The 24,785-nt window shown below is 32.0% G+C and carries 26 protein-coding genes; 6 read left to right on the top strand and 20 right to left on the bottom strand.

What is annotated here, in order from left to right:
* Nucleotides 1-2: 2 nt before the first annotated feature.
* The 4 genes from CKL_RS01930 to CKL_RS01915 all read right to left on the bottom strand — a co-directional run bounded on the left by CKL_RS01930 (nucleotide 3) and on the right by CKL_RS01915 (nucleotide 3,819).
* Nucleotides 3-1,097: an ABC transporter permease gene (locus CKL_RS01930; protein ID WP_011988960.1), complete on the bottom strand. Its 1,095-nt coding sequence runs from the start codon at nucleotides 1,095-1,097 to the stop codon at nucleotides 3-5.
* An 82-nt stretch (nucleotides 1,098-1,179) separates the two neighbouring features.
* Nucleotides 1,180-1,539: a hypothetical protein gene (locus tag CKL_RS01925; RefSeq protein WP_011988959.1), complete on the bottom strand. Its 360-nt coding sequence runs from the start codon at nucleotides 1,537-1,539 to the stop codon at nucleotides 1,180-1,182.
* A gap of 268 nt (nucleotides 1,540-1,807) precedes the next feature.
* Nucleotides 1,808-3,076: a GHKL domain-containing protein gene (locus tag CKL_RS01920; protein WP_011988958.1), complete on the bottom strand. Its 1,269-nt coding sequence runs from the start codon at nucleotides 3,074-3,076 to the stop codon at nucleotides 1,808-1,810.
* Complete coding sequence (locus CKL_RS01915; RefSeq protein ID WP_011988957.1) at nucleotides 3,073-3,819, bottom strand: LytR/AlgR family response regulator transcription factor; 747 nt, start codon at nucleotides 3,817-3,819, stop codon at nucleotides 3,073-3,075. Before CKL_RS01915 ends, CKL_RS01920 begins: the two co-directional genes overlap by 4 nt.
* 293 nt (nucleotides 3,820-4,112) lie before the next feature.
* Between CKL_RS01915 and CKL_RS01910 the strand changes: the two genes are divergently transcribed.
* The 5 genes from CKL_RS01910 to CKL_RS01890 all read left to right on the top strand — a co-directional run bounded on the left by CKL_RS01910 (nucleotide 4,113) and on the right by CKL_RS01890 (nucleotide 7,890).
* On the top strand, nucleotides 4,113-4,538 hold the full coding sequence (locus CKL_RS01910; RefSeq protein WP_011988956.1) for a MarR family winged helix-turn-helix transcriptional regulator: 426 nt from the start codon (nucleotides 4,113-4,115) through the stop codon (nucleotides 4,536-4,538).
* Nucleotides 4,539-4,700: 162 nt separating this feature from the next.
* Complete coding sequence (locus tag CKL_RS01905) at nucleotides 4,701-5,894, top strand: MFS transporter (RefSeq protein ID WP_011988955.1); 1,194 nt, start codon at nucleotides 4,701-4,703, stop codon at nucleotides 5,892-5,894.
* A gap of 165 nt (nucleotides 5,895-6,059) precedes the next feature.
* Nucleotides 6,060-6,434 (top strand): GntR family transcriptional regulator, encoded by a 375-nt coding sequence (locus CKL_RS01900; protein ID WP_041700896.1) that lies wholly within the window; start codon nucleotides 6,060-6,062, stop codon nucleotides 6,432-6,434.
* A 2-nt stretch (nucleotides 6,435-6,436) separates the two neighbouring features.
* A complete protein-coding gene (locus CKL_RS01895; RefSeq protein ID WP_011988953.1) occupies nucleotides 6,437-7,282 on the top strand; it encodes an ABC transporter ATP-binding protein in 846 nt (281 codons plus the stop codon).
* Nucleotides 7,282-7,890 (top strand): ABC-2 transporter permease, encoded by a 609-nt coding sequence (locus CKL_RS01890; RefSeq protein WP_011988952.1) that lies wholly within the window; start codon nucleotides 7,282-7,284, stop codon nucleotides 7,888-7,890. Before CKL_RS01895 ends, CKL_RS01890 begins: the two co-directional genes overlap by 1 nt.
* Nucleotides 7,891-7,901: 11 nt before the next feature.
* Here the strand turns inward: CKL_RS01890 and CKL_RS01885 are convergent, their stop codons facing one another.
* Both CKL_RS01885 and CKL_RS01880 read right to left on the bottom strand, forming a co-directional pair.
* On the bottom strand, nucleotides 7,902-8,855 hold the full coding sequence (locus tag CKL_RS01885) for a site-2 protease family protein (RefSeq protein WP_011988951.1): 954 nt from the start codon (nucleotides 8,853-8,855) through the stop codon (nucleotides 7,902-7,904).
* Nucleotides 8,856-8,873: 18 nt separating this feature from the next.
* On the bottom strand, nucleotides 8,874-9,719 hold the full coding sequence (locus CKL_RS01880) for a hypothetical protein (protein ID WP_012620115.1): 846 nt from the start codon (nucleotides 9,717-9,719) through the stop codon (nucleotides 8,874-8,876).
* Between the two features lie 140 nt (nucleotides 9,720-9,859).
* Between CKL_RS01880 and CKL_RS01875 the strand changes: the two genes are divergently transcribed.
* Complete coding sequence (locus tag CKL_RS01875) at nucleotides 9,860-10,801, top strand: 3'-5' exoribonuclease YhaM family protein (protein WP_011988949.1); 942 nt, start codon at nucleotides 9,860-9,862, stop codon at nucleotides 10,799-10,801.
* Between the two features lie 23 nt (nucleotides 10,802-10,824).
* Here CKL_RS01875 and CKL_RS01870 read toward each other — a convergent pair whose 3' ends face one another.
* The 14 genes from CKL_RS01870 to CKL_RS01810 form a co-directional block, all read right to left on the bottom strand.
* Nucleotides 10,825-11,112 (bottom strand): GNAT family N-acetyltransferase, encoded by a 288-nt coding sequence (locus tag CKL_RS01870; RefSeq protein WP_011988948.1) that lies wholly within the window; start codon nucleotides 11,110-11,112, stop codon nucleotides 10,825-10,827.
* Nucleotides 11,113-11,256: 144 nt separating this feature from the next.
* Nucleotides 11,257-11,721 (bottom strand): siroheme decarboxylase subunit beta, encoded by a 465-nt coding sequence (ahbB, locus tag CKL_RS01865; RefSeq protein ID WP_011988947.1) that lies wholly within the window; start codon nucleotides 11,719-11,721, stop codon nucleotides 11,257-11,259.
* 5 nt (nucleotides 11,722-11,726) lie between these two features.
* The gene (gene ahbA, locus CKL_RS01860; RefSeq protein ID WP_012620113.1) at nucleotides 11,727-12,182 is read right to left on the bottom strand and encodes a siroheme decarboxylase subunit alpha; all 456 of its coding nucleotides are present in this window, start codon (nucleotides 12,180-12,182) and stop codon (nucleotides 11,727-11,729) included.
* Nucleotides 12,183-13,175 carry a putative heme d1 biosynthesis radical SAM protein NirJ2 gene (nirJ2, locus tag CKL_RS01855; RefSeq protein WP_011988945.1) on the bottom strand — a complete coding sequence of 331 codons (993 nt, stop codon included), beginning with the start codon at nucleotides 13,173-13,175 and terminating at the stop codon, nucleotides 12,183-12,185.
* A gap of 15 nt (nucleotides 13,176-13,190) precedes the next feature.
* Nucleotides 13,191-14,369, bottom strand: coding sequence for a putative heme d1 biosynthesis radical SAM protein NirJ1 (nirJ1, locus tag CKL_RS01850; protein WP_011988944.1), 1,179 nt, complete (start codon nucleotides 14,367-14,369; stop codon nucleotides 13,191-13,193).
* Between the two features lie 60 nt (nucleotides 14,370-14,429).
* The gene (locus CKL_RS01845) at nucleotides 14,430-14,951 is read right to left on the bottom strand and encodes a pyridoxamine 5'-phosphate oxidase family protein (protein ID WP_011988943.1); all 522 of its coding nucleotides are present in this window, start codon (nucleotides 14,949-14,951) and stop codon (nucleotides 14,430-14,432) included.
* 15 nt (nucleotides 14,952-14,966) lie between these two features.
* Nucleotides 14,967-15,677: a type 1 glutamine amidotransferase gene (locus CKL_RS01840; RefSeq protein WP_011988942.1), complete on the bottom strand. Its 711-nt coding sequence runs from the start codon at nucleotides 15,675-15,677 to the stop codon at nucleotides 14,967-14,969.
* A 130-nt stretch (nucleotides 15,678-15,807) separates the two neighbouring features.
* Complete coding sequence (anfK, locus tag CKL_RS01835) at nucleotides 15,808-17,196, bottom strand: Fe-only nitrogenase subunit beta (protein ID WP_011988941.1); 1,389 nt, start codon at nucleotides 17,194-17,196, stop codon at nucleotides 15,808-15,810.
* Between the two features lie 14 nt (nucleotides 17,197-17,210).
* The gene (gene anfG / locus CKL_RS01830) at nucleotides 17,211-17,561 is read right to left on the bottom strand and encodes a Fe-only nitrogenase subunit delta (protein WP_011988940.1); all 351 of its coding nucleotides are present in this window, start codon (nucleotides 17,559-17,561) and stop codon (nucleotides 17,211-17,213) included.
* A 30-nt stretch (nucleotides 17,562-17,591) separates the two neighbouring features.
* Nucleotides 17,592-19,142, bottom strand: a complete 1,551-nt coding sequence (anfD, locus tag CKL_RS01825; protein ID WP_011988939.1) for a nitrogenase iron-iron protein, alpha chain — start codon at nucleotides 19,140-19,142, stop codon at nucleotides 17,592-17,594.
* A 516-nt stretch (nucleotides 19,143-19,658) separates the two neighbouring features.
* Nucleotides 19,659-19,814 carry a Spo0E family sporulation regulatory protein-aspartic acid phosphatase gene (locus tag CKL_RS19620; RefSeq protein WP_011988938.1) on the bottom strand — a complete coding sequence of 52 codons (156 nt, stop codon included), beginning with the start codon at nucleotides 19,812-19,814 and terminating at the stop codon, nucleotides 19,659-19,661.
* A gap of 251 nt (nucleotides 19,815-20,065) precedes the next feature.
* Nucleotides 20,066-21,811, bottom strand: a complete 1,746-nt coding sequence (locus CKL_RS01820; RefSeq protein WP_011988937.1) for an ABC transporter ATP-binding protein — start codon at nucleotides 21,809-21,811, stop codon at nucleotides 20,066-20,068.
* Nucleotides 21,804-23,603: an ABC transporter ATP-binding protein gene (locus tag CKL_RS01815; protein ID WP_011988936.1), complete on the bottom strand. Its 1,800-nt coding sequence runs from the start codon at nucleotides 23,601-23,603 to the stop codon at nucleotides 21,804-21,806. The genes CKL_RS01820 and CKL_RS01815 overlap by 8 nt, the downstream gene beginning before the upstream one ends.
* A gap of 119 nt (nucleotides 23,604-23,722) precedes the next feature.
* Nucleotides 23,723-24,640 carry a helix-turn-helix domain-containing protein gene (locus CKL_RS01810; protein ID WP_197530248.1) on the bottom strand — a complete coding sequence of 306 codons (918 nt, stop codon included), beginning with the start codon at nucleotides 24,638-24,640 and terminating at the stop codon, nucleotides 23,723-23,725.
* Between the last annotated feature and the right edge of the window lie 145 nt (nucleotides 24,641-24,785).

The following is a 24,785-nucleotide window of genomic DNA, read 5'->3' as shown; positions in this document are numbered from 1 at the left end:
AATTACACCTTTCCTTTGATAAGATAACTTATTTGAGTCTTATTTATACTAAATGTACTTATGCCAGTAACTATAATTCCTATAATCAATATAAAAACAGCACTGGCAAGCATATTGAATTTACTTAAACTACTGTTTTGTATTTGAAGTGCATTACCTAATACCAATAACTTTTCAAATGTAAGTGCTATAACTAGCGATATTCCTGATACACTTAAATATCCTTTAACTATATGTAAAATAATATTTTTATTTGAGGCCCCATACATTCTTCTTACTCCCAGCTCCAAAGCTATTTTATCTATCCAGTGTGCTGCAGCTCTTGTAAGAGATATAATAATACACAATATTATAAGTGAAAAGTTAAGTAATAAGGTTCTAGAATTTTGTACAGCACTTATTAAAGGACTGACATTCTCATCCTCATAAACTGTTCTTATAGGAGCACTATTATTTTTTCTATTAATCACATTAATAATATTCTTCAAATTGTTTTTACTTTTTACTACACTATCTAAATTAAACCCCTGTGCCAAATAAGGCATATCTTCCTCCCCAAGGTCCACATTTAGATTATATAAAATCCGGGAATCGTATTGTGTATCACTATTTTCCTTTCCTATTATTCCTATAACTAAAAATTTATCATTACCTCTATATATGTATCTTTTCCCATCTTCTGTTTGCACATTATTTATAAGCTTTTTACCAATAACCACTACTTTTCTATTTTCTTTAAAATCCTCTACATTGAAAAATCTTCCTTCCAACAAATTATATCCACTTTTATATATTCCATTAAAATAAATTCCAAATTGAGATGCACCTGGAATAAAGGCTCGTCCTGCTTCATGAATTATTATTATATCTTTTTGCAATTCTATTTCTTTTAGAGATTTTACTATATTGTTTAAAGTTAAATTCTTTTCATCAAAATAAAAAGCAACACTATTAATCGTTTTAAAATTATTTACTTCTAACATCATTTGGTATATTTTTTCAACATGTCCTATAGTTAGTGATGTAAAAATTAATATAGAAGTTAAGCATAAGGCTAGAAATTGTGTTTTTCTAAGATATTTTTTCAAAATTTTCATAGAATACCTCCAAATTATTTAATACCGATTGAAATATTTTAAAAAGGTTCACCATGAAATTTCTGATGAACCTTTTTAAATTTTAAAGTTTATAATCGACTCTGTGTATTTCGGAAGCTACTAAATTTCCAGGAGCACTTAAACTGGTAGTTTGTGCATAATTTTTGGCATGAACCTCCCTACCCTGACCATTAAGTATAATTTTACTACCAACACTATATCCATTACAACCACAAGCTGCTAATGCATAAGTTTGGTTTGCACTTGTGTTATGCGTTATTCTAATTCTTACACTATGTTCTGGACCAAAATCACCGTTACACATTGTGTCATCACTATAATATACATTAGTATAATAACTATGACCTGAACCCATCGCCAATACTGGAGTAGCTACCATTGTAGCTATCATTCCACTAAATAATAATGTTTTTAATTTCATTCTAATTCCCCCTCGCATAATATTAGCAATCTAAAAAATTTGTATGACTTTATTACTATCTAAGATGACTGCCATACTTAAGATTATATGGATATATATTTCATATTCAATACAAAAAGCACGAAACAGCCTATTTCATGCATGAAAAACATATTATCCCCTTTTAATAATTTTTCATGCTTAAAAAACACTATTTCATGCTTTTTGTATTTACATTCTGTACAAATTATAGTACCGTAAATATTTCAAATAATCTCCAAATAAAAATTCATATGGAATAAAATGTTATCCTAAAAACTACATTTTCATCTTCTATTAAAACTTCAATCTTACCTTTATACTTCTGTACTATCTTTTTTACATTATATAACCCATATCCATGCCCATTCTCTTTTTTAGTGGTAAAACCCTTGTAAAAAATATTTGGAATAATTTTTTCAAACATTTCAGGTTTTGTATTGCCTACCTCTATACACTTTTCCTTCTCATTTTGTGTTATTTTTAAATATACATTTTTTTTATCTGGCTCCATATCCGTTACAGCTTGAAAAGCGTTATCAATCAAATTATTTAGCACTTCTGACAGTTCGTATCCTCTTAACGGAAATTTTATAGTATTATCTTCAATGTTAAAACAAAAATCAATATTTTTTTGTTTTGCTTCTCTAACTTTTACATAAATTACTGCGGCAAAAACCTTGCTGCCCATGTATATATATTCTTCAGTGTCTGAAAGAGACTTTTGCAGGGATTCCAAATAATTTTTCAGTTCATACCTTAACTCTTTTTCATCATAAGTTAATACCATTCCATATATAGTTGAGAAATGATTTTTAAAATCATGCTGCCTGCTTTTTATTTCATCTATTAAATCTAAAATTACAGAATTGTATTTGTTATAGGTTTCCAGGGATTTTTTATGTTCTACAATATTTTCACTATAGACAATAAATATTAAATTTACAATACACATCACAATAGGTATCATGATAAATGCAAAGGCATTCTCCAGTATAATATATTTGTCACTTTCCCATATCAGCTTTGCTATGATACCATATATAATCAGGTTTATTAATAAAAAATACAATTTATCTATTCTCTTATACATATTAAATATAATTTTATCGGTAAGGCAAAAATAAACACAAGCACATAAAATTATCATTATCGTGTTAGTGAAAATATAATTGAGAAATTCACTATTAAGTTCTCCGAATACAAATACTGTTAAAGTTCTATCTACAATTAATTCCATTACCATGACAAATACTATTATAAATGTATATTCTATCACCAGATCCCTCATGTTTTTTTTATAAAAGAACATAAGCATAAATACTAGAAAAGCAAAATTGATGAGTGTTCCTATCCATGAAGTAAAAGAATTGGTTATGACTACCACTATACTCGATAATAAAATAATAATAAAACTTTTTATAAACTTATTCTGAGAATTCTTATTGAAGGCATTGAACAATATAAGTATACTGATTAATTCTGTAAAAGAACTAAAAAAAAGTTCATAGTTATTCATAGCACACCTCTAAAATTATCTTTAAATTTCTTGAGTACATCATCTTTAAATTTATTTCCTATAGGTACACACTCTTTATAATTTTCAAATTGTATGTTCCATGGACATGTAGTCCTATCAATGGATTTTACTAATTTTAAGTTGACAATATAGGATTTATGCACTTGAATAAAATTGAAATACTTCATCTGTTCTTTTATTTTCTTTAAGGAAGTATTTTTTGCCTCATATTTTCCAGTTTTAGTATGTATAATAAAAGTTCTCAAATATACTTCAATAAAAATAATGTCATCAACACAAAGTTTAAGGAGAATTCCCCCTACATTAAATACTACATACTTTTTTTCATCAATAAGCTTTATATCTTCCCGCTTCTTATTTTCCAGAAGAGTCAATGTAACTTCCCTTACCTTTTCTTTTTTATAGGGTTTTATAATATAATCATAACAATGGACTTCCTTAAATGCCTCCAACATATATTTTACATAGGTGGTTATAAATACAATCCATGTTAACTTGTATTTGTCTATAGTTCTTACCTTTTTTGCAAAATCCAGTCCTGAAGAGCCTTTTAAACTGATATCTACATAAAATAATGATATTTCCTTTTCATTTGCAATTTCCAGACCTTCCTTTTCACTATCCCCCTCATAAATAATAAAGTGCTTGTCTATTTGTCTTATTGTTTCAACTAGAATTTTTCTTTGAACTTGGTTATCTTCTAATACTAATATATTTACCATAAGCTACCTCATTATAAATTATTTGAAATTAAACTTATCAATACTATTAAATCTATATTAATATACATTATAGTAATTATTCTACAAAAAAGTATAAAAACCTCTGTATAATAATGTAATTTATTCATTTCTGACAATAAAATTATTTGTAAATAAATTATTCACTATATAAAACATATGTTATTAACCTTAATTTATATAATACCTATTGAAAAATGTGTATAAATCTGTTTATAATTAGTTGTTATACAAACTATTGATGTAACAAATTTATTTTAAGGAGATGGAATAATATGCTTAAATCTTACGATGAAGATATTGGAATGTTGACTAATAAGACTTCCAAAAAATTAGTACATTATGTGAATAAAAAATTAAAAAAATTTCATCTAACCACTGAGCAGTGGTTGGTATTAGTAAATTTATCAAAAAAGAATAGAATAAGTCAAAAACTTTTAGCAGAAATTTCAGATAAAGATCAGTCTACATTAACCAGAATACTCGATATAATGGAAAGAAAAAATTTTATTGAAAGACATGCCTCCAAAGAGGACAGGCGCTCCTTTGTAATACATATAACAGAAGATGGTCTAAATACATGTAAGAAAGTTACTCCCTTTTTAGAGGAAATATTTAAGGATATACTTCATGATATATCTTATGAGGAATTAAATATATACCGCAAAGTCCTTTTGCAGATTAACAAAAACATCAAGTGATTCTTAGGTTCAGGTGGAGTTTGCTTATAAGGAATACACATCGTTATCTGAACCTTAGAAGAACTTATCCAAGGGCGTAGTAGTGCTTATCTCCCACTTTGAAAAAGATGGGTGTTAGCAATGGTAGCCTTCGGATAAATTAATATTTAAGGAGGAATCACCTTGGAAGGAGAACTTCAATGGATATCTAAAAGACTATGGACTAAAAGTTACATAGTAATGCTATTTTCCAATCTATTTATATATTTAGGATTTTACATGCTTGTACCAACTTTACCTGCATACACAAAACTCTGTGGCGGCAGTAACTTTGAAGCAAGTCTTGTAGTAAGCACTTTTTCAATAACTTCACTGCTTATCAGGCTAATTTCAGGCGGTATAATGGACAAACTTGAGATCAAACCCTTACTTTTAATAGGGGGAATAATTCTTAACGTAACTACACTATCTTATATTTGGCTTCCTGTAGATGGCATAATAATTGTCCGTGTTATTCAAGGAGTGGGATGGGGACTTGCTTCTACCGGCGCTGCTGCCATTTTTTCTGATATTATACCTAAAGAAAAACGTGGTGAAGGCATGGGTTATTATTCTCTTTCTATGATAATATCCATGGCTTTATCCCCTATGTTTGCAATAATTCTAATGAACTTATACAGTTTCAAAAATATTGCTTTTATATCAGTAGCTTTAGTAATCATTGGAGTACTATTTCTTTTTCAAGTTAAAACACCTAAGAAAATTGCTTCAAAATCTACTCCAAAGAAAATTTTTTCACCGGTAGAATCCTTTGAAAAAAGAGCTGCCCTGCCCTCTTTACTGTGTTTTCTTCTAGTAATAACACTATGTGGAATTATGAGTTATATAATGTTATACGGTAAAGAGATCAATATATCTTCTATTTGGGTTTATTTCATAGGATTTGCTGCAATGATTTTAATTACAAGACCCTTTGTAGGAAGAGTATTTGATAGAAGAGGACATGTTATTATAATAATTCCAGGGTCAATTTTTATGATAATGGGACTAATAATACTATCTTATGCAAATTCCACATTATTACTTATAATATCTTCTTTGTTTTATGGCCTTGGATACGGAGCCGTGCAGCCATCTTTACAGGCCTGGACAGTAAATCGTTCTCCACATAACCGAAAAGGAGCTGCAAATGGAACTTTTTTATCTTCTATGGACTTATCCTACACACTAGGAGCCATTTTTTTAAGTTTTATTGCAGAACGCAGCAATTACGCTTTTATGTATAGATTTTCCACCATATTCATAGTATTGCTTTTAGTCATATACTCATACGAAATATTTGAAAATAATACTAAAGAAAAAAAAGGGCAGCTTTAATTTTTCAAAAGCCCTTTTTCCCTCTGGCCTAACTGACTTATCAGAAACAATTCATAGATTCCCTTCTTTAATTGCCCCATCAACCCAATATTTTGCCCTTGACACTTTTGTGAACATTGTATATATTATATATATACAATGTTCACAAGGAGAATAAAATTGAATATACATATTATTATCAGTAATTCAAGCGGACAGCCAATATACCAACAAATAGCATCTCAAATTAAGAACATGATTATATCAGATAAATTAAAAGAAGGAGAACCGCTGCCCTCTATGCGGCTGCTTGCCAAAGAGCTCCGCATCAGTGTAATAACTACAAAACGCGCATATGAAGAACTGGAACGTGAAGGATTCATTGTATCTATTACAGGTAAGGGAAGTTTTGTAGCCAGTAAAAATACTGAATTTATAAGAGAAGAACAGCTTAGAAACATTGAAAATCTTATGCAGCAAATTGTTGAATCCGCAAATATTTGCGGACTCAGTTTAAATGAATTGATTGAAATAATGACACTAATATATAAAGGAGATTAAAAATGGATTATGCTTTAGAAATTAAAGGAATATCAAAACAATATGATGAATTTAAACTGGATAATATAAACCTAAAACTACCTGCAGGCTTTATCATGGGCCTTATTGGAGAAAATGGCGCAGGAAAAAGCACCATGATTAAGTTAATTCTCAATCTAATTTATGGTGATAGTGGTACAATTACTATCTTAGACCATGATAACAAAAAAGATATGAAATTAGTAAAAGAACATATAGGTGTTGTTCTGGATGAAAGTTGTTTTCCTGAAAATTTAAACCCAAAAGATATTAACATTATTATGAAAAATATCTATAAAACCTGGCAAGAGGACAGTTTTCAATCCTATATAAAACATTTTGATTTACCTAATAATAAAATTATAAAGGAGTATTCCAGGGGCATGAAAATGAAACTTTCCATTGCAGTTGCCCTATCCCATGATTCAAAACTCCTTATACTTGATGAAGCCACCAGTGGACTTGATCCTATAGTAAGAGATGAAATTCTGGATGTATTTCTAGAATTTATACAGGATTCGGATCATTCTATCCTCATGTCATCCCATATTATAAGTGATCTTGAAAAAGTCTGTGACTACATTACCTTTCTCCATAAAGGTAAAATTATATTCAGTGACATTAAAGATGACTTAATAGAAAGTCATGGTATATTAAAATGTTCCCCTTCACAGTTTGAAGCTATCGATAAGTCAGCAGTTAAAGGATATCGTAAAAATAATTTTGGAGTAGAGGCACTGGTATTAAGAGATAAAATTCATGGAAAATATACTATAGATCCACCAAATATCGAAGATATAATGCTATATTATACAAAGGAGGCAATATAATGAAAGGATTGATATTAAAAGATTTTATGAATTTAAAGCAGCAGTGGAAAATTCTCGCCGTATTTTTAGTTTTTTATGGCTTTATTTCTCTATCAAGCAAAAATGCCTCTCTTGGAGGAGCCGTAGTAATAATGTGTGCAATTCTTCCCACAACGGTCATGTCCTATGACGAAAGAGCCAAATGGGATAAATATGCATTATCAATGCCTCTTTCCAGGACCGATATGGTACTAAGTAAATATATTATGAGCATGATTTTTCTCCTAATAGCTTTTTTTCTTAACATAGTACTTAACCTGCTTATAGGTTCAGCCCCAATTAAAGAGGTGCTATTTGAATCTACTACACTTTGTGCTGTAGGAGTTTTATATATATCACTTACTCTACCTATATTATTTAAATATGGTGTAGAAAAAAGCAGGTTAATAGTAACAATAGTACTTTTTACACCTGCCGTTATCATTATACTTTTTTCAAAATTTAGTGTGAATATGCCAGATAAGCAAATATTAAATATATTATCCTTTATCTTACCAATGATATCAATTGTAATTTTTATAATTTCTATTTTAATATCTTTAAACATATATAAAAGAAAAGAACTGTAACTACAGTCCTTCTACTTAACCAGCATATATTCATGGATGCCATGGATATATGCTATTCCCATTCCAAGAAATAAAATTAATCCAAAATACATGAAGGCAAATATCCACCTTGTGGTAGACTTTACTTCATAATAAGGTTTATCAGGATTTTTATATTGGTTAATAACTTGAAGAATTCCAAGTACAAGCAATAGCAAAATAATAGGGTTGAAAAACTTAAATAATGCAATTGCCGCAATAGGTATTCCTATAAGCCATAACTTGGGAGATATTGCAGATACAATTCTACCGCCATCAAGAGGGTGCAGAGGTATAAGGTTAAACAAATTCAGCATAAAACCTGTATAAGCCAGAGCCATTAAAAAGTTTTCTTTAAGTGAAAAATACAATATAAAACAAATTAATGCTCCCAGACTTCCAATTAGAGGACCACCTATTGCAACTTTAGCTTCTGTTACTGCATCCTTAGGCTCTTCTTTCATACTTATTAAAGCCCCCACAAATGGAATAAAAAGAGGAAGAGTTACATCAAGTTTGACAGCTTTGGCACTTAAATAATGTCCCATTTCGTGAACAAATAACAATACTACAAAACCCAAGCCAAAGGCCCATCCATAGATTTTAGCATACACCAAAATCATTAATAGCATTGATATCAATGTTGAAGCAAATTTACCTAATTTAAAAAATATTAATAAAAACTTTAGCTTGGTAAAAATAAGTATTATTATAGATTTAAGTTTTATAAGTACTGCAATAATAATTCCAATTATACCCCAAATACCCTTCTTATCTTTTTTGTTCTTCTCACTCTTTGCTATGATAGGTAAATTCTCTTTTTTAGTTTCCAAGTTACCTTGAACTATATATTTTTCTATACTATCATTTACAATATACCGTTCTATATCATTATCTCTACTTACATGAAAATCAGAATTTTCAGTTTCTCTGTTATACTTGTCCATGTTTCCTCTCCTTGCTTTTTATATTAAGGAAGTTCTCCTCAGGGTAACTAAAATCAGACTTACCAGATATGTTATTACAGAAAGTATCACAGCTATAAGCAAAAACCCTGTTACTATAATATTATACTTTATAAAGTTAAATGAAGCTAAATATTGGGATAAATTAAAAAAGTTAAGTACTAATAATATAAAAAATATGGCTGCAAGTCCTCTGGAAGCTCCTTTTATGTCCGCAATACTTAATGATATATGAGATGATATACACACAGCTATAAATAAAAATATATAAAAGTATATGTTCTGAAAATTTTTTACTGAGAAAATGATCCTTATCAATTCTCCATAAGAATTCATCATTATTTCCATTGTGCTTTTATTAATTACTGTGATATTTAAACCCTTTATCAATATACCGGCAAACTTTTCATAAGCCTGTGGTATTGTAATTCTCATCAATAAGATAATAGAGAGAACTCCTCCAAATATAGGTGCAATACCTATAAAAAAATTTCCTATCTGCTGATAAATACTTCCCTTGTTATAACTATGCTGTACATATCCCATAACTCCCTGTGCATCTGGTTTTTGAAGCAATTTTATTCTACTAACCTTATGCCTAAACAATAAGGCAAATATAGCATGACTCAATTCATGTATGGGAACTCCTATGACCCCTGTTACCATTAATGCCCTACTCCCAAAACTTCTCTGAAAATTCCTTATGGAATTATTTCTTAATACTCCAAGAAGTAATCCAATTAAAGTTATCATTCCCATAAGATATACAGTTTCTATACATGTTTTAACTAACAACTGAATTACAAATATCATTTTATATACATATCCTTCCTGATTTTGTGTCATTCATGTACAATAAATTTGAACTTAGGGTATAATATTAACTGTATCTATGATACATACTTTTATCCTAAGAATCATTTTAATCACTTTATATCATTATAATATTTAATGATATAAAATCAAATGAAAGAAGGTACTGTTAAATGAAAATTAAAGAATTAATTCATAATAAACTTAGTGATATTTTTCTTATGGTAAATGAGATATCTGAAGGACTAACCTCTAATAATTCACCCTACATTAAATTTACTTTCACCGACGGCAAAGATTCCATAAAAGGAGTTATGTGGGATAAAAGTATTACAGATATACCCGATATTTCCCTTGGTAGTGTTATTAAAATAAGGACAATTCCTAAAACTTACAAAAATACTCTCCAGCTCACCGTATTACAGTGCAGAACAATTACCAAAGGTGATAATGTATGCATAGAAGATTTTATAAAAACTTCTCCTATAAAACCTTTGGATATATATAATGAACTTTTAACAAGAGTATCCCATTTTGAAAATGAAAGCTTCAAAAAAGTGGTTACAAAACTTTTAGAGGATAATAAAGACAAACTTCTCTACTATCCTGCGGCAAAAGTAGTCCATCATGCTATACAAGGAGGCCTTTTATATCATATATATAGAATGTATAAAAGCGGTGCTGCCCTTGCAGATATATATAAATACGGTATAGATACAGAACTTTTCATATCAGGGATTATACTTCATGATATAGGAAAATTGAATGAACTAAGTTCCAATGAAAATGGCATAGTAGAAGATTATTCTGCAGAAGGTAAATTGCTTGGTCACATAGTACAGGGAGTAATTATGCTCCACGATGCAGCCATGGAATTAAATATTCCTGCGGAGGATGAAATGGTTTTAAAACATATTTTAATTTCTCACCATGGCTCTGAAGAAAATGGCTCTCCTAGAAAACCTATGATTCTAGAAGCTGAATTATTAAACAAACTAGATGAAATGGATGCTATTATATATCAGTTTCAGGATACTCTTTCTAATTTAGAAAAGGGAGAGTTTAGTGAAAATAAATTTTTCTTGAAGAATATTCAAATATATAAGCACTACTAATTCAATCTTAGTAGTGCTTATACTCAAATAGTTGTGGAAGCATCCAATACACTCTCATATTCTTTATTTTTTGAAAATTCTTTCTTTGCAAATTCACACACTGGTATAACCTTTTTATTTTCTTCCGTTGCAAAATCAACAACGCTCTTAACCAACCGTTTACCTGCACCCTGACCTTTTAACTTTTCTGACACATAAGTATGTTCAATTGTCATTGAATCTTTATTAAAGTCGTCCAGCACTATTTCAGCCAAAGGTTCTTTTTCTTCATATCCTATATAAAATTTATTTTTACCTTTTCTTACCTCCATCACAGCAAAACCTCCTATATAAATTTGTTAATTACAATTTTATAACAATAATTATATTATTGCAATTAAACACTTTTAATCTCCTTTAAAATACTCATTAATCAGTTTAGTTTTTTGTTTTTGAATCATTTTTATTCAGAAAGCTCATAGGAAATATTTCATACTGCTCTTTTTTAATTCTTTAGTACTATATAGAACTTTATATTCATTTATATTTATACGCTGTGCTATATGTAAGATAATACTATCACATTGCTCAAAACTTTTAGAATGTATCATTGTATAGATATTATAATTCCAGTTTGGCAAGGCCCTGCGCTGGTAACAGTGACTTACCTCCGGAAAAGTAATCATCATATCTGTTACCTCTTTAATTCTGCACTCTGAAATATTCCATACAACCATGGCATTAGCTTTAAAACCCACAGTTCTATGGTGTAATATAGCACCTATTCTACGCAGTATTCTTTCTTCCTTTAATTTTCTCAATCTACCAAGTAATTCTTCTTCACAAATCCCTAATTCACAAGCTATATGCCTATAGGGTCGGGGAACTAAAGGCAGATCCTCCTGAAGCTTAAGAATAATAGCTTTATCCAGTAAATCCATAAATTTTATACTCCTTCTACATTAAAATTTACTTTTATTTTAAAAGTATTCAAGGAATTTAGAACCAGTATATTATTAATTTTTATGCTATTTTTTATTTTTTCGAGAGTATCTTCAATACTCTCACTGGTGGATACAGTTAATGTAAACCACATATTATATTTATGCATTCTTAGATAATTATGAGTGACACCACTATAACCATTTATTATAGATGCCACTTCCTCGACTCTCTCTTCTGGAACTTCTATTGCACATAAGGTACTTGTATATCCTAACTTTCCTGAATCAAAAACCCCTCCTAATCTGCGAATATAGCCTGATTCTTTAAATTTCTTCATAAGTTCTATAACCTCTTCTTCGGTCATATCCAATTTATTTGCCAAAGTTAAGAAAGGTCTTGATTCTATAGGAAAATCATTTTGTATAATATTTAGCAAATCCATACCTTTTCCTTTCACTTATTGACCTCTCTCCTTATAAATACATAAACTTTCTTCTGCCATATAATCACCGCTGTTGTAAAATGCAGCTCTGGCACGGCAGCCCCCACATAAATTCTTATATGTACAAATTCCGCATTTCCCCTTATAATTTAGTGTTCTAAGTTCCATCAGCACACTATTGTTTTTCCATATTTCATAAAAAGGTTTACTTCTGACATTGTCTACGCATATATCCAAGTATGCACAGGGCTGCACATCACCTTTAGTATTAACAATGCAGTAACTTATTCCCGCTATACATCCTTTTGAAAACCTATATGAAACCCCATTTTGTTTGGCAATTCTCATAAATTGCGGCGCACAGGTGGGTTTTACTTCTATGGATACTTCTTTCTGCTTATTAACTATGTTTATGAGAAGTTCTTCATACTGAGGGGCATTTAAAAATTCATGTTGAATATTTTTGGCACGGCCTGTAGGTACTATGAAAAAAATATGGTGGGCAGAAGCTCCTATTTTAACAGCAAAATCTGTTATGTCCAGTATTTCTTCAAAGTTCCAATCCATGACTGTAGTATGTACTTGAAAACCTAGTCCTACTTCCCTGCAGTTTTCCATTCCTTTTATGGTGTCTTGCCAACCTGTACTTAATCCTCTAAATTGATTATGCTTATTACTATTAAGACTATCAAGACTAATACCTATGCCCATAGCACCTGCAGCTTTAAGCTTTGCGGCCGTTTCCCTGGTAATTAAAGTGCCATTACTTCCAAGTACAGGCCGAAGTTTACATTTTGCCGCATGTTCTATAAGCTCAAAAATATCTTTACGCATCAATGGTTCTCCCCCGGAGAATATCATTATTTTAAATCCGGCTTTTTTTATATCCTCAATTAACTTTTTGGCTTCTAATGTATTTAACTCACCTTCAACTTCTGATCCAGCATTTCTATAACAATGTTTACATCTCATGTTGCATTTATTTGTAGTATTCCATGATATTATCAAAACTTATACACCCTCCTATTTCACTATGTTAAAAATTCCTATTTCTTTATCAGTCAAATAACAGGATGGATCAGAGTTCCAAAAATCTCCTGTGGCAGCTTCTGCCCTTACCCTGAGATTTCCATTACATACATTTAACCATTTGCAACTGCTGCATCTTCCTTTTAATAAAGATTTTCTATTTCTTAGTCCAACAGCTAGAGGATTAGAAGGATTTTTCCATATGTCACTAAATTTTCTTTCTCTTATGTTTCCAAAGCTGTGCTGCTGGGTAAATTGATCTGCATGTACATGTCCCTTAAAATCAATATTTGCAAGAGCCATTCCCGATCTATTGCCACCATTTGTCTGTATTAAATCCCATATCCTATCTCTTAAATGGGGATATTTCTTTTTAACTTGAAGGTATAAATAAACCGCATCCGCATGGTTACCCACTGTTAGAATCTCAACATCCTTTCCAAATCTCACTGCCCTATCCATTATAATATCAAGGGCTTGTCTTTTTTGTTCAAAGGTAATGTCTTCCCTGGCCATAGCATTTCCTCTTCCAGAATAGGCTAAATGATAAAAACATACCCGGGGTATTTTCTCTTCTTTTATTAAGTAAAAAATGTCTTCTAGCTGATGGTAATTGCTCTTGTTTATTGTAAATCTAAGTCCAACTTTCTGACCTATTTCCACACAATTTCTGATTCCCTCTAAAGACTTGTTAAAGCTTCCAATTACCCCTCTGAACTTATCATGATTTGTGCCTATTCCATCTAGGCTGATACCTACATAGCTTACACCATTTAGTTTTAAGTCTTTAGCTGTTCTTTTATCTATCAATGTTCCATTAGTTGAAATTGTACTTCTAATGTTATAATTTTTTGCATAATTTAATAATTCAAATAAATCCTCTCTCATAAGAGGTTCCCCACCAGAAATAAGAAGTACTGGTACTTTTAATTCTGCCAGATCCTCTATTAAATATTTTGCTTCCTTTGAATCCAGTTCTTCTTCAAACTTTTTATTTTGAGAATCGGCGTAACAGTGCCTACACTTTAGATTACAGCTATTAGTACAATTCCATACAACTACAGGTCCCTTTCCCTTAGCTGCACCACTTTTTTCACTTCCTGCACCAGAAGCATAGCGCAGCCTGTCTCCAAAATTTTCAGATTCGCATAATAATTTAGTAATACCAAGCATTTTTTATCCTTTCTACACTAAAAGTATGTAAAATAATTTTCATCTATTCTATTAGCTAAATTATACCATATTCTCCATATCAATCGGATTTTCTTTAGCAGTAATATCTTCTGGGGAAATACAATAAACGGCTGTGGTATTATTATCACGGGAAGAGCGATATTTACTTACAAATTCTTTGGAAAGGGGATTTTTTAAAAACCCGGGAACAAATTTTTCTGCAATCAGTGTAAGTACCCGGGCTTTTTCTTCCAAATCTTCCACTAAAATTGCTTTTCCAAAGATAACTACACTAAAATAAGAAGTATCACATTTACAGGGTACGGAGTCTTTAACTGTTCCAAATTCTTGAAAAACCGTAAAACAGACGGAAGATTTTTCTTTGAGTATATTATTTTTTTTACCACTTCCCATGCCGTGAATATATATTTTGCCATCTTCATATATATAATTTACAGGTATGGAGTAAGGTTTACCCTCCTTATCACACATACCCAATACCCCTACTCTTTTTTCAGTCAAAAAACTATTGATTTTTCTTTCGTCACTGCATATTCTTGCTGTATAACTTATTTCTTCCATAATTATTACTTCCCTTCAATAATACGCCTCAAGTCCATTGAGAAAATCCTCCATCAATGAATTGGCATCAATTAACAAATCCATTTTGGATTTGATCTCATTCTCTGATTGTACATAGCTGCCCCCCTCTTTTATTTCATCCAAACAGTTGTCTATAAGCAGGGAAATACTATCTTTAGTGCTTTCCATATGAAATTGAAGGCCTATTACATTCTCATTATAAATAAACGCCTGATTACTACAGGCCTCGCTGCTGGCGATACAAACGGCACCTTCAGGCAATGTACTAAATGTATCACCGTGCCACTGAAACACATAGGGCCCTTTTGGAAAATTTTTAAAAAAATTGGATTTTAAAACTGCTGAATTAAAAGTAACGGGAAACCATCCTATTTCACGCTCCGAATTTTTAGTAACTTCCCCTCCCAAAACATCATTTATAAGCTGTGCACCTAGGCATATTCCAAGTACAACCTTATTTCTTTCAATAGCCTTTTTAATGAATTGTTTCTCACATTTAAGCCATGGATATTTTTCTTCTTCATAAATATTCATGGGTCCCCCCATGATCACCAGCCAATCAAACTCATCCATATCTGGAAGTGTTTCATAATTATATAAATGAGTTCCTGTAAGATTGTGCCCTTTTTTACGTGCCCACCTCACAATATCTGCAGGTCCTTCAAAACACACATGCTGTAAATAGTGAATTTTAATATTACTCAATTATTTACACCTCTTTTTAAGAATTCTGCCAGCATTTAGTAACAAGCAATATCTGGCAGAATTTAATAGAATCAAAAATAAATCTTACTATCATTTAGTTACTTAAAGATGTATCTTCTTAAAATATATATTACCACACATTCAATATCCATTCCCTATTTTTTTGGTACTCCATATCAGTAAATATGGTATTTGCTATAGCCTCTGCCAGCCATATGGCACCTGCATATCCCATTATAGGATAACGATAAAATCCTGCACGGTCATAAACCGGAAAACCCACCCGTAACATTGGAATATTGTTATCAATAGAAATAAACCTTCCTTTGGAATGACCAAGAATCAGATCGAGTTTAAGTCCCTTATTTTTTATACGGTCCTCCAATTCCCATAGATCTGCATTAGTAATAATCTCCATATCATAATCCACATTTTTCTGAAGTTCCTCAATCCGTGGGTCTTTTATATAGGATTTATTGTCATCTCCCAGAAGAAGCAGCATAGGTTTCATCTCCATATCAAGACAGAATTGTGCAAGGCCTATAACAAGATCAGCACTTCCATAAATGGCCACTTTTTTATCTGCCAAAAACATATGTGCAACATCTGTAATGGCGTCTATGGCAATTCCACGTTCGTGAACCAGAGATTTAGGAATTGGCTTTCCAGTCATGGTGCTTAAATTTTTTAAAAAAATATCAGTGTTACGTATGCCAATAGGTGTAGGTCCAATAACAGCTGAGACACCAAATTTTTTTTCTAAATATTCAGCTGCTTGACCACCTTCATACCTGTTAAGAGCAATAGTTCCAATGGCATTGGCTGTTCCTGTCAAATCCTCAACTGTCGTATTGCCATGAGAAACTGTATTTCCTTCCGGCATAAGAGGGGAATCAAAACTTTCAATTTCGAAAAGAACAGTAGCATCTACTTTCATTTCTGATAAAAGATGCTTCAGTGCTGTCACATCCCCTGGATTGACCCAGCCAGTGATCAGGTTGACTTTCCCATTAGGTTCACCTTTTTTTGCAAAATATTTTACAAAGTCCTTTACTGCAATATTGTATCCACTGACCATACTTCCGGTAAAGCTTGGTGTATGAATTGGGACAAGATAAACTTCCCTGCCTGCAAATTTTTTCTTTAAAAGCCCTCTATTGAGTTTATTAACTACGCCATCAATATCATCACCTATTATTTCCGTGGAACAGGTTGTGATAATTGGTACAACTTTTATATGGGGATATCTCATCAAAAGCACATCCACTGCTTCTTCTATACGCCTTAGGGCACCAAATACCGCAGCATCTTCATGCAGAGAAGAAGATGCGAGTTCAAAGCTCTCCTTAAAATGCTGGGAGAAGAGCAATCTGACAAACATAACGCACCCCTGTCCCCCATGTACTATTCCAATACAATCTTTTATACCTATGCTGGCATACTGGGCACCACAAGGCTGGCATGTAAATATGGGGTTGATAATACCAGCACGTTCTTTTTCTTTCACTTCACAAGACATAATATCAATCCTTTCTAATAGAGTGGAACCGTAAGTTCTTTATTAAGAGAGCCTGTAATAGTTAAAAAATCCATACGCTCTTTAAGTTCCTTCATCAATATTTTAACTTCTGTTTTGTCCATGGCAGCCAACCAGGAGTAGCGGCTTTTGAAAGCATCAGCCAGACACACCGCATCCACCCAGTAGCACCTGTCAGCTGGAGTTTTATGTTCTGCAGGTTCCTCACATAATATTTGCATGGTTTTCGTAAGTATTCCCTCGTTTTGTTTCTCTCTGTCCCATGCACGCGAGTTAAATTGCCATAGACAGTTCTTCATAATATAATCAACAAGTTGTTCGATTCTATCTTTCATTATATCTTCCATAAATCACTACCTCCATTATAATGTGGACACTTATTTTTTCAGAGGAAAATCCGGATAAGTTTTTTTGCATAAATCTGGAATTATATTGCATTTACCAGTATACTCTCTTAAATCAGGTGAAGAAACTACTTCCTCACTTAAATTCACATCAGAAATCATCTTTTGTGTTGAGAATCCTTTATCTGTAGGTATTTCATCTTTACTTATATCCAAATAAGCAAGCTTATGAATAGGAGAATAAATAGCATTATATATGTCACGAGCAAACCTAACCCATCCTTCAAATCCTTTATAAGGTCCATTATGATAAGCATGTGCATTTAAGTATGGTACTCGAATTTTTTTTGCAACTTCTCCCGGACGTTTACCGGTAAAGATAACATCTGGTTTTAACATTTCCATAGCTTCCAGTCCTTCAAGTTCATTTGGATCATCTATAGCAAGTGCACCTTCTTCACATCTGGCAATCCCTTTTTCAAAATCTCCCTGATGACCAAATTTTGAGTATACTGATACCACTTCTACTCCCATCTCTTCATGAATCGCATGAGCCCAGTGCCAGAGTTTTGATCCCCCCGACCAGAGACATACTTTTTTACCTTTAAGCCGTTCCTTGTACCAATCAAGTTCCGGTTTCCATTTAGCCGTTTCTTCATCAATAATAGCTTGAGCTTTATCTTCAATTCCAAAAAACAACCCAATTTTCCTAAGGGATAATGACAGTGGCCCAAAGCCAAATCCATCGATATCAAGACGGGGAATGCCATATCTCTTTCTTAGTTCATTACAAATATATTCTGCAGAACGTGCACATTCAAGTACGTTTAGATGTGCCTTATGCATACTCCTGAGGTCATCATAAGACCCATTACCTGTAAAAGTAGAAAGAATTTGAATACCCATTCTCTTGAAATAGTCCATCATAACTTCCTCATCACCCTGAATGTTATACTCTCCCACATAATTGATAACATAGTCGCTTTTAATTTCTGGTTCAAGTGTTCCTACCTTCTGGTCTATCCAGGCAATATTGATTTTATGATGTCCTCCAGATTGGCTCGGTCCTCCAAACCCTGGAGAATTACAAACAAAAATATCTACGCCAGGCATTTCTTTCATTACTTTTTGAGCCACCGCATTGATATCATCCCCTATAAGAGCTGAAGCACAGGTTTGATAAATACACATTCTCTTAATATCTGGAAATGCTTTAAATGCCTCAATGATGTTCTGCCTCAGCAATTTTTCAGCACCAAATACAACATGTTTTTCTTTCATATCTGTAGCATAGGTATATTTTATCTGGAAATTGTCGTTATTACTTATATAACGTTTGGTTTGCCATGTATCATAAGTACATCCGACAGGTCCATGACTCATATGAATGGCATCCTTCATAGGTGTACCTATAACATGTTTTGCCCCACAGTATGCACAGCCTCGTTCTGAAATAGTCCCCGGGATTGTGTTAAGATACCCCAACGGAAGAGCATCTGTCAAATTCTCTCCAGGACCTTTTATAACAGCGTGCTGTTTTCTTTCTGGAATACACTTGCTGCATTCAAATTCATGATATGGCATAATTATTTTCCTCCTTATTTTTCAAAAAATTATTTCTATTAATCCTTTCATATTGACAATTAATGATTTTCATGATAAAATTTAGTTGGTTAAAATGTGATGGTTTTAACTTATTTGTGGGTGTATCTTTTGGTTTTTTAACTAAATGGATACACTTGTTTGTGGTGGTTTTACATAGTTACTTTTGCTGACAAGTTACAATGGAATTAAATCTAGCTTTACTTTACAAGACTATTAAAAGCATTTTAATAGTTTATGAGATGACTTTAATAGTAATTAATTTTTGTTGAATGTAAATTAACATTATCTTGAATAATAACTTGTATTAAACTATATCATAACTTTTATCAAAAGGCAATAGGATTTTTGACGATTTATCAAAAAAATCTCCTTAAAATTATCAAATCGTTACTTTAATAATTGATTTAAAACATAGAGTTGTATTTTATAAGTCAAATTGGATAAAAGTTGCATGTTCAGTTCTTAAGTACATTTAGATAACAACACAACACTCACTCATTTAAAATAATCAACTATAAGTTTGTCCAAAATCTCGCTTACAAACTGAATTTCTTCCCTATCAACATTACCTTCTATCTTTTCATAGAGCAATTCTCTTATTATCTCAATTTTTTTATTCAAATCTTCTTTATACTCTAATTGTTTTTTCATAAACACTCTCCTTATAAAAATCAATTATTATTTTAAACTAATATTTATTATTATAATATAATTAATTTTTGTTAATTTCAATATCACTTTTGTTAATTTATCAGTTTATTAATTATGCTGTATTAATTGATGTAAAATTACATTTAACATCATAAAAATATATAACAAAAAGTACCAAACTCATTTTTTGGCACTTTAACTAATAAATTAAAAGTATTTAAAATTTGTTACACCGTATTCTCTATTTTAATTTAAATATTCCATCCCTCTGCTATTTGTCTTATGGATAAGAATCTTTTATAAACCCCTTCTTGCTCCATAATCTCTTCATGAGTTCCTCTCTGTGCAATGCTGCCTTTATCCACTACAATAATCTGATCTGCATTTTCAATGGTAGCCAAACGGTGTGCAATAATTATAATAGTCTTACCATGTACAAGCGCACTGATGGCTTCTTGAATGGCATGTTCATTTTCCGGATCTACACTAGCAGTTGCCTCATCTAAAATAATTATGGGAGCATTTTTCAGCATTGCCCTAGCTATGGATATACGTTGTTTTTCACCTCCAGAAAGAGTGGAACCGCTGTCACCTATAACTGTTTCATATCCCTTTGGAAGATCCATAATAAAATCATGACACCTAGCTTTCCTCGCTGCCTCCACTATCTCCTCCAAACTAGCCTCTGGTTTTCCAAAGCGGATGTTATTAAATACCGTATCATTGAACAAATATACTTTTTGAAATACCATACTCATATTTTTAAGAAGGCTGTCGCAGGTCATATCTTTTACATTAACACCTCCCACCAATATACTTCCACTATTTACATCATAGAATCTGGCAATTAAACTGCATATGGTGGACTTCCCACTTCCTGAAGGTCCTACAATTGCTGTAGTACTATTCTGTGGTATGGTAAATGACACATTCTTTAACACATAATTATCTTCATAAGAAAAAGTCACATTGTCAAATTTAATATCATAGGCAGATAACTGAACATCCCTGCCCTGCTTATCAATAAATTCCACCTTTTCTATATCCTGCAATTTGTCCATGGTAGCATCAATAATTTCTAATACGTGGGCTGAATTATTTATGGATTCAACATGTCCAAAAATCACAAAGGAAAAAATAGTCATCATGAGCATAATAGGTATATCCATAGTTTTATTTACAGCAAATATGGCAGATGCAAGTACAATTCCAAGAGATGCCATTTTAAGTGAAAACAGATGAAGGCAGTTATAAGGCACATAATTTTTTTCAATTTTAATATTTATATTCTTGCTCATATTATAAGCTTTCTTTATTCCTTCCTTTGAAACTCCATCCTGTTTAAATGCTTTAACTACAGGCATACCCCTTATATATTCTATGGTAGCTGCAATCATATTGTCCTGTGCCTTCTGATGAATGGGTGCATTTTTATTACTTCTATCACCCATAAGTTTTAAGAAAAAAGCAGATAGAAGTATCCCTATTACTGCAATTAAAGCAATCCATATATTATAGAAAGCCACACAAAGTACCATAGTAAATGCGCTTATATATCCATTTATCACCACATCAATCATCTTCATGGCAAACATTTCAAAAAAAGATAAATCTGTTGTTACCGCAGAAGCAATCTCTCCAGTATTTTTCTTGCTGAAAAAACCAAGTGAAACCCGTTTTAATATATCACCAATTAGAATTCTTTGTTCTGCAGTTACTTCATATCCTATGCTTTCCTGGATAGAGGCACGAAGATAGGCAAATAAAAATCTACCTGCCACTGCAAAAATCATAAATATAAGCATATATAATACCCACTCTGTTGTCAAAGTGATTTCACCATTTATATCCTGCATGATAAGACTCAATCCATAAGCAGCTCCCATAATTGGCATTGCTGTGAATATGGTATTAAAAAAAGAATATACAAATCCTATATATAAGCGTTTCCTCCGTTTTCCAGACCACTTAATAATTCGTTTTATGGATTTAAACATATACTTCACCCCTTTTGTCATCATTATTAACCGCCCATTTTTTAGCGCCTATATGAGCTTCCCACATATCTTTATAAAGAGTACATACTTCAATGAGTTTTTCATGTGTACCTGTATTTACAATATGTCCTTTTTCTATAACAATAATTTGATCTGCTTTTTTAACAGTTGACAGCCTATGGGCAATTACCAATAATGTTTTCCCTCTGGTAAGAGCTGCTATGGATTTTTGGAGTTTATCTTCATTTTCAGGATCTGTAAAAGCTGTTGCTTCATCCAATATAATAATTGGAGCATTTTTTAATATTGCTCTTGCAATTGCAATTCTCTGTTTTTCTCCTCCTGATAATTTCCCTCCTGCTTCTCCTGCATTTGTATCATATCCATTATGAAGGTTTCTGATAAATTCATCACAGCAAGCTGCTTTTGCCGCATTAATAACCTCTGCATCAGATGCCTTTGGATTGCCAAGCCTTATATTTTCCATAATAGAACAGTTAAACAAAAAATTATCCTGAGTAACAAAACTCACTGTATCAGCAAGCTGTACCAGTGGAATTTTTTTAATATTAACTCCGCCAATTTTTATTTCTCCGCTATCTACATCCCAAAACCTTGCAATTAACCTTGCAACAGTGGATTTTCCCCCTCCTGAAGGGCCTACTAAAGCTGCAAAAGTACCCTGGGGAAGTTTTAAATCTATATTTTGAAGCACATTGTTTGTTGAATTAACGGCTCCAGAAATTTTGTGGACATCATAAGAAAAAGATACATCTTTAAGTTCCACGTCATAGTGCATAAGATTTGCCTGATCCTTTACATCTTCAAGCTCACCCAAATTTAAAAATTCATCTGCATCTTTTACTGCATATTCTATGGACTTTGCATCATTTACAAATACAGTAAAACTGGTCAAAGGTGTCACAATCCCCAAAGACAATATCAAACACATGGTAAGCTCTGCAGGACTTAGAGAACCTCTTATATATAAATACATTCCAAGAGGCACAGTACCAAGTAAAGTTGAAGGCAAAACAGCTCCTCCAAAATTCATAAGTTTCCATGTACTTCTAAACCAATCTAACGTATACTCCTTAAAAGACTCCACTGCTTTTTGAAATTTTTCATAAGAGGATGTGGACTGATTGAATGCTTTAATTACCTCAATTCCCTCTATATATTCTACAATAACACTGTTTACATAATTGCTGGATTCCATATAATCATTATACTTTTTATTGTAATTTCTCATCATAATGCCATAGGCTATGCCTGCTATAGGAATAGTAATCATTGATATGAGCGCCATACGCCAATCTATCATAATAAGATAAATAAATACAGCTATTGGCAGTAGAAGATTGGATATACCTTCTGGAATAAGGTGGGCCAGTGGAAGCTCTATAGTTTCCACCCGATCTATAATTACACTTTTTAATTTTCCTACTGTCTGATTCAAAACAGTTCCAAGTGGAGCTTTCATTAATTTATCCCCAATATCAAGACGAATATTTTCTAATATGCTATATGCCGAATAATGTGCTAGTGTAGTAGATATTGCATAAAATATAAACTTTACCACATATCCGCCGGCACATATTGCTGTCCAAAACAAAATAGCGTCTATATTTTCCTGTCCCTGAAAAAATAAAATTATAATCTGATATACACCTACATAGGGAACAAGTCCTCCTACTACACTGATAATGGCACATATTACCGAAATGATCATCTGTATCCTACAGGAGCTGGCAAAATACAACACCACTCCCAGCCAATTTTTTTTATTCATTCTGTATTCTCCCCTTTCATAACAAATATAATATGGGTTGATTAGTCGTAACTAATCAACCCATATTATATTTGTATTCATTATTGCCATCTACTCCACAATAACCATTTTAACTCCATTTAGACAAAAGATTTTCTGTATTTATAGGGACACATTCCCTTAACTGACTTGAAAGCTGCTGAAAATTTACTGGAATTATCATAACCTACCTTTCCTGCAATATCAGCAATACTTTCATCACTCCGACGGAGCATTGATGCTGCAACATGCATACGATAATAGCGCATATATGAATAAGGTGAAGTACCATAAACACCTTTAAAACAAAGTTTCAAGGAGGTAATGGGCATATTAAACTTTAGGGACAATTCCTTCAATGTAATATGTTTATCTACATTTTTAGTTATATATTTCATAACTGACTTTACCTTTTCAACTTGTTTTCTGGGGAAATATGGTCTTTCTTCTCCATTTAATGGAACATCCAATATGCTTAAAAACAATAGAAGCTCTAAAACCTTAATCTTAAAATAGTTTTTTCTCACTTTGTTAGGAATAGTATACAATTCAGAAAAAATATGTTCTATAGAATCCTCGGCACGCATAATAAAAGGTCTCTTCCTAATACAGAATTTTTCCCGTAATTTGTAAGGATCCACAGAAAAACCATCTAATACATTACATAATGTTTTCACTGCTTCTTCAACATATACTGCTACAGTAATTCCATGATAATGACTTAAAGGAAATCCAAATCCCATAGCGTGGTTATCCTTGGAATTAATCTGGAGATCTCCCTCTCCCAAATACATATAAGAGTTATCCTCAAATTCCCACTCAATTCTCCCTTCCCTGCAGTGATCAATCCCTATCATCTCCACTTTTGGTACAAACTCTGAAAAGCAATTCAGCATATGAAAGTCATTATATATCAGATCAATACCTGGAAATACCTTGTGACAGGTCATAATGCCTTCTCCGGTAACATCTTTTATTCTATATACAGTAAAATCTTCACATCTTTCTATCACAGTCATATTATTACAACTAAATAGTCTGTCTTCCCTATCAACTTTCACTTTAATCTTATCACTTCCTTTTACTGGAATCAATATCCACTGCTTCTTTTGTCTGCTTGAAAAAATATAAAACCGTTATTTTTATAATACCACCTTACAAGCA

The sequence above is a fragment of the Clostridium kluyveri DSM 555 genome (assembly GCF_000016505.1).
GTDB classification, from domain to species: Bacteria; Bacillota; Clostridia; order Clostridiales; family Clostridiaceae; genus Clostridium_B; species Clostridium_B kluyveri.
This window is presented reverse-complemented; position numbering and strand designations above follow the sequence as displayed.

What these genes read in the sequence shown, in the direction of transcription:
- CKL_RS01925 (WP_011988959.1), bottom strand. Translation starts at nt 1,539, where the DNA reads ATGAAATTAAAAACATTATTATTTAGTGGAATGATAGCTACAATGGTA.
- CKL_RS01815 (WP_011988936.1), bottom strand. Translation starts at nt 23,603, where the DNA reads ATGAATAAAAAAAATTGGCTGGGAGTGGTGTTGTATTTTGCCAGCTCC.
- CKL_RS01885 (WP_011988951.1), bottom strand. Translation starts at nt 8,855, where the DNA reads ATGGACAAGTATAACAGAGAAACTGAAAATTCTGATTTTCATGTAAGT.
- ahbB (WP_011988947.1), bottom strand. Translation starts at nt 11,721, where the DNA reads ATGGATTTACTGGATAAAGCTATTATTCTTAAGCTTCAGGAGGATCTG.
- CKL_RS01890 (WP_011988952.1), top strand. Translation starts at nt 7,282, where the DNA reads ATGAAAGGATTGATATTAAAAGATTTTATGAATTTAAAGCAGCAGTGG.
- CKL_RS19620 (WP_011988938.1), bottom strand. Translation starts at nt 19,814, where the DNA reads ATGAAAAAACAATTAGAGTATAAAGAAGATTTGAATAAAAAAATTGAG.
- anfG (WP_011988940.1), bottom strand. Translation starts at nt 17,561, where the DNA reads ATGGAAGATATAATGAAAGATAGAATCGAACAACTTGTTGATTATATT.
- CKL_RS01915 (WP_011988957.1), bottom strand. Translation starts at nt 3,819, where the DNA reads ATGGTAAATATATTAGTATTAGAAGATAACCAAGTTCAAAGAAAAATT.
- anfD (WP_011988939.1), bottom strand. Translation starts at nt 19,142, where the DNA reads ATGCCATATCATGAATTTGAATGCAGCAAGTGTATTCCAGAAAGAAAA.
- CKL_RS01810 (WP_197530248.1), bottom strand. Translation starts at nt 24,640, where the DNA reads ATGACTGTGATAGAAAGATGTGAAGATTTTACTGTATATAGAATAAAA.
- nirJ1 (WP_011988944.1), bottom strand. Translation starts at nt 14,369, where the DNA reads ATGCTTGGTATTACTAAATTATTATGCGAATCTGAAAATTTTGGAGAC.
- anfK (WP_011988941.1), bottom strand. Translation starts at nt 17,196, where the DNA reads ATGTCTTGTGAAGTGAAAGAAAAAGAACGTGCTGGTATTATCAACCCC.
- CKL_RS01910 (WP_011988956.1), top strand. Translation starts at nt 4,113, where the DNA reads ATGCTTAAATCTTACGATGAAGATATTGGAATGTTGACTAATAAGACT.
- CKL_RS01930 (WP_011988960.1), bottom strand. Translation starts at nt 1,097, where the DNA reads ATGAAAATTTTGAAAAAATATCTTAGAAAAACACAATTTCTAGCCTTA.
- CKL_RS01870 (WP_011988948.1), bottom strand. Translation starts at nt 11,112, where the DNA reads ATGGAGGTAAGAAAAGGTAAAAATAAATTTTATATAGGATATGAAGAA.
- CKL_RS01845 (WP_011988943.1), bottom strand. Translation starts at nt 14,951, where the DNA reads ATGGAAGAAATAAGTTATACAGCAAGAATATGCAGTGACGAAAGAAAA.
- CKL_RS01875 (WP_011988949.1), top strand. Translation starts at nt 9,860, where the DNA reads ATGAAAATTAAAGAATTAATTCATAATAAACTTAGTGATATTTTTCTT.
- CKL_RS01880 (WP_012620115.1), bottom strand. Translation starts at nt 9,719, where the DNA reads ATGACACAAAATCAGGAAGGATATGTATATAAAATGATATTTGTAATT.
- CKL_RS01920 (WP_011988958.1), bottom strand. Translation starts at nt 3,076, where the DNA reads ATGAATAACTATGAACTTTTTTTTAGTTCTTTTACAGAATTAATCAGT.
- CKL_RS01895 (WP_011988953.1), top strand. Translation starts at nt 6,437, where the DNA reads ATGGATTATGCTTTAGAAATTAAAGGAATATCAAAACAATATGATGAA.
- CKL_RS01820 (WP_011988937.1), bottom strand. Translation starts at nt 21,811, where the DNA reads ATGTTTAAATCCATAAAACGAATTATTAAGTGGTCTGGAAAACGGAGG.